Source organism: Flintibacter hominis, assembly GCF_014287965.1.
Taxonomy (GTDB): Bacteria; Bacillota; Clostridia; order Oscillospirales; family Oscillospiraceae; genus Lawsonibacter; species Lawsonibacter aceti.
This window is the reverse complement of the sequence record NZ_JACOPO010000019.1, coordinates 1-5,706: the sequence shown is the minus strand read 5'-3', so window position 1 is coordinate 5,706 and position 5,706 is coordinate 1. Positions and strand designations below refer to the sequence as shown.

Below are 5,706 nucleotides of genomic sequence, written 5' to 3'. Positions count from 1 at the left end.
GGAGGGGAAGATATAGTGTAGGTAAGGAGGGGATAAAAAAAGGGGAAAAAAGTGGGAAAAAAGTGTTGACAAGGGAGGAAGTGTTTGCTAATATAAGCAAGCGCTCTGCGGCAGGGGCAAGCCCTGCGGGGGAGCGGAGGGAGCCACACGAGGCGGTCCAGGGGACAGACGAAAAAAGTTTGAAACTGGCGAAAAAAAGTGCTTGACAAAGGCAATGAAGTGTGGTAACCTAATCAAGCTGTCCGCGAGGGCAGCGGCAAGCCACTAAGGGAGCGGCGAATGAGAGGACAAAAGAGTTTGAAAAAGCTCGAAAAAAGTTCTTGACAAAGCGAACTGAATGTGGTAAGATAAAAACCCGCCGCACGGAGCGGCGTGTACCTTGTAAATTAAACAACGTGACAAACGAAAAGCACCAGATATGGATTTGGTTGTTCGAAGACAAGCGAAGCTTGAAACGGATGACCGTAAATTTCTTTGAAGCTTGGAAAAGTTTCGATAATATGATTTGAGGGACTTCGGTTCTTTAAATACCATTTTATTGAGAGTTTGATCCTGGCTCAGGATGAACGCTGGCGGCGTGCTTAACACATGCAAGTCGAACGGAGTGCTCATGACAGAGGATTCGTCCAATGGAGTGAGTTACTTAGTGGCGGACGGGTGAGTAACGCGTGAGTAACCTGCCTTGGAGTGGGGAATAACAGGTGGAAACATCTGCTAATACCGCATGATGCAGTTGGGTCGCATGGCTCTGACTGCCAAAGATTTATCGCTCTGAGATGGACTCGCGTCTGATTAGCTGGTTGGCGGGGTAACGGCCCACCAAGGCGACGATCAGTAGCCGGACTGAGAGGTTGGCCGGCCACATTGGGACTGAGACACGGCCCAGACTCCTACGGGAGGCAGCAGTGGGGAATATTGGGCAATGGGCGCAAGCCTGACCCAGCAACGCCGCGTGAAGGAAGAAGGCTTTCGGGTTGTAAACTTCTTTTCTCAGGGACGAAGCAAGTGACGGTACCTGAGGAATAAGCCACGGCTAACTACGTGCCAGCAGCCGCGGTAATACGTAGGTGGCGAGCGTTATCCGGATTTACTGGGTGTAAAGGGCGTGTAGGCGGGACTGCAAGTCAGATGTGAAAACCATGGGCTCAACCTGTGGCCTGCATTTGAAACTGTAGTTCTTGAGTACTGGAGAGGCAGACGGAATTCCTAGTGTAGCGGTGAAATGCGTAGATATTAGGAGGAACACCAGTGGCGAAGGCGGTCTGCTGGACAGCAACTGACGCTGAGGCGCGAAAGCGTGGGGAGCAAACAGGATTAGATACCCTGGTAGTCCACGCTGTAAACGATGGATACTAGGTGTGGGGGGTCTGACCCCCTCCGTGCCGCAGTTAACACAATAAGTATCCCACCTGGGGAGTACGATCGCAAGGTTGAAACTCAAAGGAATTGACGGGGGCCCGCACAAGCGGTGGAGTATGTGGTTTAATTCGAAGCAACGCGAAGAACCTTACCAGGGCTTGACATCCCGGTGACCGGTGTAGAGATACACCTTCTTCTTCGGAAGCGCCGGTGACAGGTGGTGCATGGTTGTCGTCAGCTCGTGTCGTGAGATGTTGGGTTAAGTCCCGCAACGAGCGCAACCCTTATTGTTAGTTGCTACGCAAGAGCACTCTAGCGAGACTGCCGTTGACAAAACGGAGGAAGGTGGGGACGACGTCAAATCATCATGCCCCTTATGTCCTGGGCCACACACGTACTACAATGGTGGTCAACAGAGGGAAGCAAGACCGCGAGGTGGAGCAAACCCCTAAAAGCCATCCCAGTTCGGATTGCAGGCTGCAACTCGCCTGTATGAAGTTGGAATCGCTAGTAATCGCGGATCAGCATGCCGCGGTGAATACGTTCCCGGGCCTTGTACACACCGCCCGTCACACCATGAGAGTCGGGAACACCCGAAGTCCGTAGCCTAACCGCAAGGGGGGCGCGGCCGAAGGTGGGTTCGATAATTGGGGTGAAGTCGTAACAAGGTAGCCGTATCGGAAGGTGCGGCTGGATCACCTCCTTTCTAAGGAGAGTTCAAAAGCCGACAGGTTTTTGTAACGTCCTAAGGTCAGACGTCTGTGCAAAGTAGGGGTCACGTTGTTTAATTTAGAGGGCGCACGCCGTAAGGGGAGCGGTGGGGGCTCACGGGCCCATAGCTCAGCTGGCTAGAGCGCACGACTGATAATCGTGAGGTCGGTGGTTCGAGTCCACTTGGGCCCACCACCAAAAGCTGAGGGCACCCGGATAAGGGGGTTTAGCTCAGTTGGTAGAGCACCTGCTTTGCAAGCAGGGGGTCACCGGTTCGAGTCCGATAACCTCCACCACAAGATCAAATCGAAGTGTTTACCCAAGAGGGTGAGCATTTCGATCTGACCTTGAAAAGGGTCGGAGAACTGCACCTTGAAAACTGAACAGTGAAGCAAGCAAGAAATTGCGAGCAAGCAACAGAGAGGTAACAAAGTAAAATTTGTGGACTTTTTAAGGAATTAAAAGGGTAACAAATACTACAATGAAACTGAATCTGAGGCCTGCATAATTCTTATAGAACCAAGAGAACAGCTTGAAAAGGTTGTTCTACGAAGGTCAAGCTAATAAGAGCGCAAGGGGAATGCCTTGGCATCAAGAGCCGATGAAGGACGTGACAAGCTGCGATAAGCCTGGGGGAGCTGCACATAAGCTTCGATCCCAGGATTTCCGAATGGGGAAACCCGGCAGAGCAATACTCTGTCAGCCTGCGTTGAATCAAATAGGCGTAGGCGGGGAACCGCCTGAACTGAAACATCTAAGTAGGGCGAGGAAGAGAAATCAACAGAGATTCCGCAAGTAGTGGCGAGCGAACGCGGAAGAGGGCAAACCGAAGGATTTATCCTTCGGGGTTGTGGACTGACGCAACGGATTGATAGGCTAGCTGAACGGTATGGGAAGGCCGACCACAGCGGGTGATAGTCCCGTAAGCGAAAGCTGAGTCGATTTAGTCAGGATCCAGAGTACCGCAGGACACGTGAAACCCTGTGGGAAACTGGGGGGACCACCCTCCAACCCTAAATACTACTTGATGACCGATAGAGGAGCAGTACCGTGAGGGAAAGGTGAAAAGGACCCCGGGAGGGGAGTGAAAGAGAACCTGAAACCTTGTGCTTACAAGCACTCAAAGCACGTTAAAGTGTGATGAGGTACTTTTTGTAGAACGGTCCGGCGAGTTATTGTACGTGGCAAGCTTAAGGTGTTCAGCACCGGAGGCGAAGCGAGAGCGAGTCTGAATAGGGCGTATAAAGTCGCGTGCAATAGACCCGAAACCAGGTGACCTATCCATGAGCAGGTTGAAGTGGGGGTAAAACCCCATGGAGGACCGAACCGACCCCCGTTGCAATGGTGGCGGATGACTTGTGGATAGCGGAGAAATTCTAATCGAACTTGGAGATAGCTGGTTCTCCCCGAAATAGCTTTAGGGCTAGCGTTAGTTTAGATTACCGGAGGTAAAGCACTGAATGGGCTAGGGGCTGATAAAGTTACTGAACCCTATCAAACTCTGAATGCCGGATAATTGATGACTAGCAGTCAGACTACGTGAGATAAGTCTCGTGGTCAAAAGGGAAACAGCCCAGACCCACAGCTAAGGTCCCAAATATACGCTAAGTGGAAAACGATGTGGAGTTGCGAAAACAACCAGGATGTTGGCTTAGAAGCAGCCACTCATTAAAAGAGTGCGTAATAGCTCACTGGTCGAGTGACTCTGCGCGGAAAATGTAACGGGGCTAAGCGTATAACCGAAGCTTGGGATTGCATCTAATGCAGTGGTAGGGGAGCGTCGAATAAGGGGTGAAGTCGTAGCGGAAGCAGCGGTGGACTTTATTCGAGTGAGAATGCCGGAATGAGTAGCGAGAATTATGTGGGAATCATAATGGCCGAAAATCTAAGGTTTCTTGGGGAAGGTTCGTCCGCCCAAGGTAAGCCGGGAGCTAAGGCGAGGCCGAAAGGCGTAGTCGATGCACATACGGTTGAAATTCCGTAGCCACCGAAACTTAAACCAGAAGGACACTTGGAGCTATCCGAACCCGGGCGTTGGTTGACCCGGGCGAAAGGGACCGAAATCAAGTAGGGAAGTCGGAGAATAACGAGGCGAGAAAAGTTCTGGTGTATGCTAAGGTGCCCGTACCGCAAACCGACACAGGTAGATGAGGAGAGAATCCTAAGGCCAACGGGAGAAGGGTTGTTAAGGAACTCGGCAAAATTACCCCGTAACTTCGGGATAAGGGGAGCTCCCTAAGGGGAGCCGCAGAGAATAGGCCCAAGCGACTGTTTACCAAAAACACAGGTCTATGCTAAATCGAAAGATGACGTATATGGGCTGACGCCTGCCCGGTGCTGGAAGGTTAAGAGGAGAGCTTAGCGCAAGCGAAGGTTTGAATTGAAGCCCCAGTAAACGGCGGCCGTAACTATAACGGTCCTAAGGTAGCGAAATTCCTTGTCAGGTAAGTTCTGACCCGCACGAATGGCGTAACGATTTGGGCGCTGTCTCAACAGCCCACCCGGCGAAATTGTAGTACCGGTGAAGATGCCGGTTACCCGCAACTAGACGGAAAGACCCCATGGAGCTTTACTGTAGCTTAATACTGAGGATTGGTAAATCATGTACAGGATAGGTGGGAGGCTTGGAAGCCTGGGCGTCAGCTCAGGTGGAGCCACCCTTGGGATACCACCCTTGATTTACTGGTTTTCTAACCTGCGGCCGTGAATCCGGTCGGGGGACACTGTTAGGTGGGCAGTTTGACTGGGGCGGTCGCCTCCTAAAAGGTAACGGAGGCGCTCAAAGGTTCGTTCAGCACGGACGGAAATCGTGCATTGAGTGTAAACGCATAAACGAGCCTAACTGCGACACCGACGGGTGGAGCAGTAACGAAAGTTGGAGTTAGTGATCCGGCGGTATGCAAGTGGAAGTGCCGTCGCTCAACGGATAAAAGCTACCCTGGGGATAACAGGCTGATCTCCCCCAAGCGTCCACAGCGACGGGGAGGTTTGGCACCTCGATGTCGGCTCGTCACATCCTGGGGCTGAATTCGGTCCCAAGGGTTCGGCTGTTCGCCGATTAAAGTGGCACGCGAGCTGGGTTCAGAACGTCGTGAGACAGTTCGGTCCCTATCTGTTGCGGGCGTAAGAGATTTGAAGGGAGCTGTCCTTAGTACGAGAGGACCGGGATGGACAGACCTCTGGTGCACCAGTTGTCCTGCCAAGGGCACAGCTGGGTAGCTACGTCTGGACGAGATAAACGCTGAAAGCATCTAAGCGTGAAACTCCCCCTAAGATTAGATCTCTCATCCTTTATGGAGTAAGGCTCGACGTAGACTATGTCGTTGATAGGTCGGAGGTGTAAGCACTGTGAGGTGTTGAGCTGACCGATACTAATAAGCCGAGGGCTTGACCTAAAAGGTTAAGAATAGAATGCAGGCGCTTGTAAGCAAGGAATGCGGCTTCACTGTTCGGTTTTCAGGGTGCAGACAAAAGCGCAAAATGCGCCTTTAGCTCAGTTGGTAGAGCAACTGACTCTTAATCAGTGGGTCCCGGGTTCGAATCCCTGAAGGCGCACCACACGGCCCGTTGGTCAAGCGGTTAAGACGGCGGCCTCTCACGCCGCAAACATGGGTTCGATTCCCGTACGGGTCACCA

General features: G+C 52.2%; 1 protein-coding gene, 4 tRNA genes and 2 rRNA genes. All 7 read left to right on the top strand.

Going from position 1 to position 5,706, the window contains the following annotated elements; translation table 11 throughout:
* On the top strand, positions 1-206 hold a 206-nt coding region (locus H8S11_RS13790), incomplete at its 5' end, for a hypothetical protein (RefSeq protein WP_207722007.1).
* 328 nt (positions 207-534) lie between these two features.
* Positions 535-2,065 (top strand): 16S ribosomal RNA (locus H8S11_RS13575).
* Between the two features lie 123 nt (positions 2,066-2,188).
* Positions 2,189-2,265 (top strand) — tRNA-Ile (locus H8S11_RS13570).
* 25 nt (positions 2,266-2,290) lie between these two features.
* Positions 2,291-2,366, top strand: a tRNA-Ala gene (locus H8S11_RS13565).
* A 257-nt stretch (positions 2,367-2,623) separates the two neighbouring features.
* A 23S ribosomal RNA gene (locus H8S11_RS13560) occupies positions 2,624-5,465 on the top strand.
* Together the 16S and 23S rRNA genes with 4 tRNA genes alongside form the textbook arrangement of a ribosomal RNA operon.
* 87 nt (positions 5,466-5,552) lie before the next feature.
* Positions 5,553-5,628 (top strand) — tRNA-Lys (locus H8S11_RS13555).
* A 3-nt stretch (positions 5,629-5,631) separates the two neighbouring features.
* Positions 5,632-5,706 (top strand) — tRNA-Glu (locus H8S11_RS13550).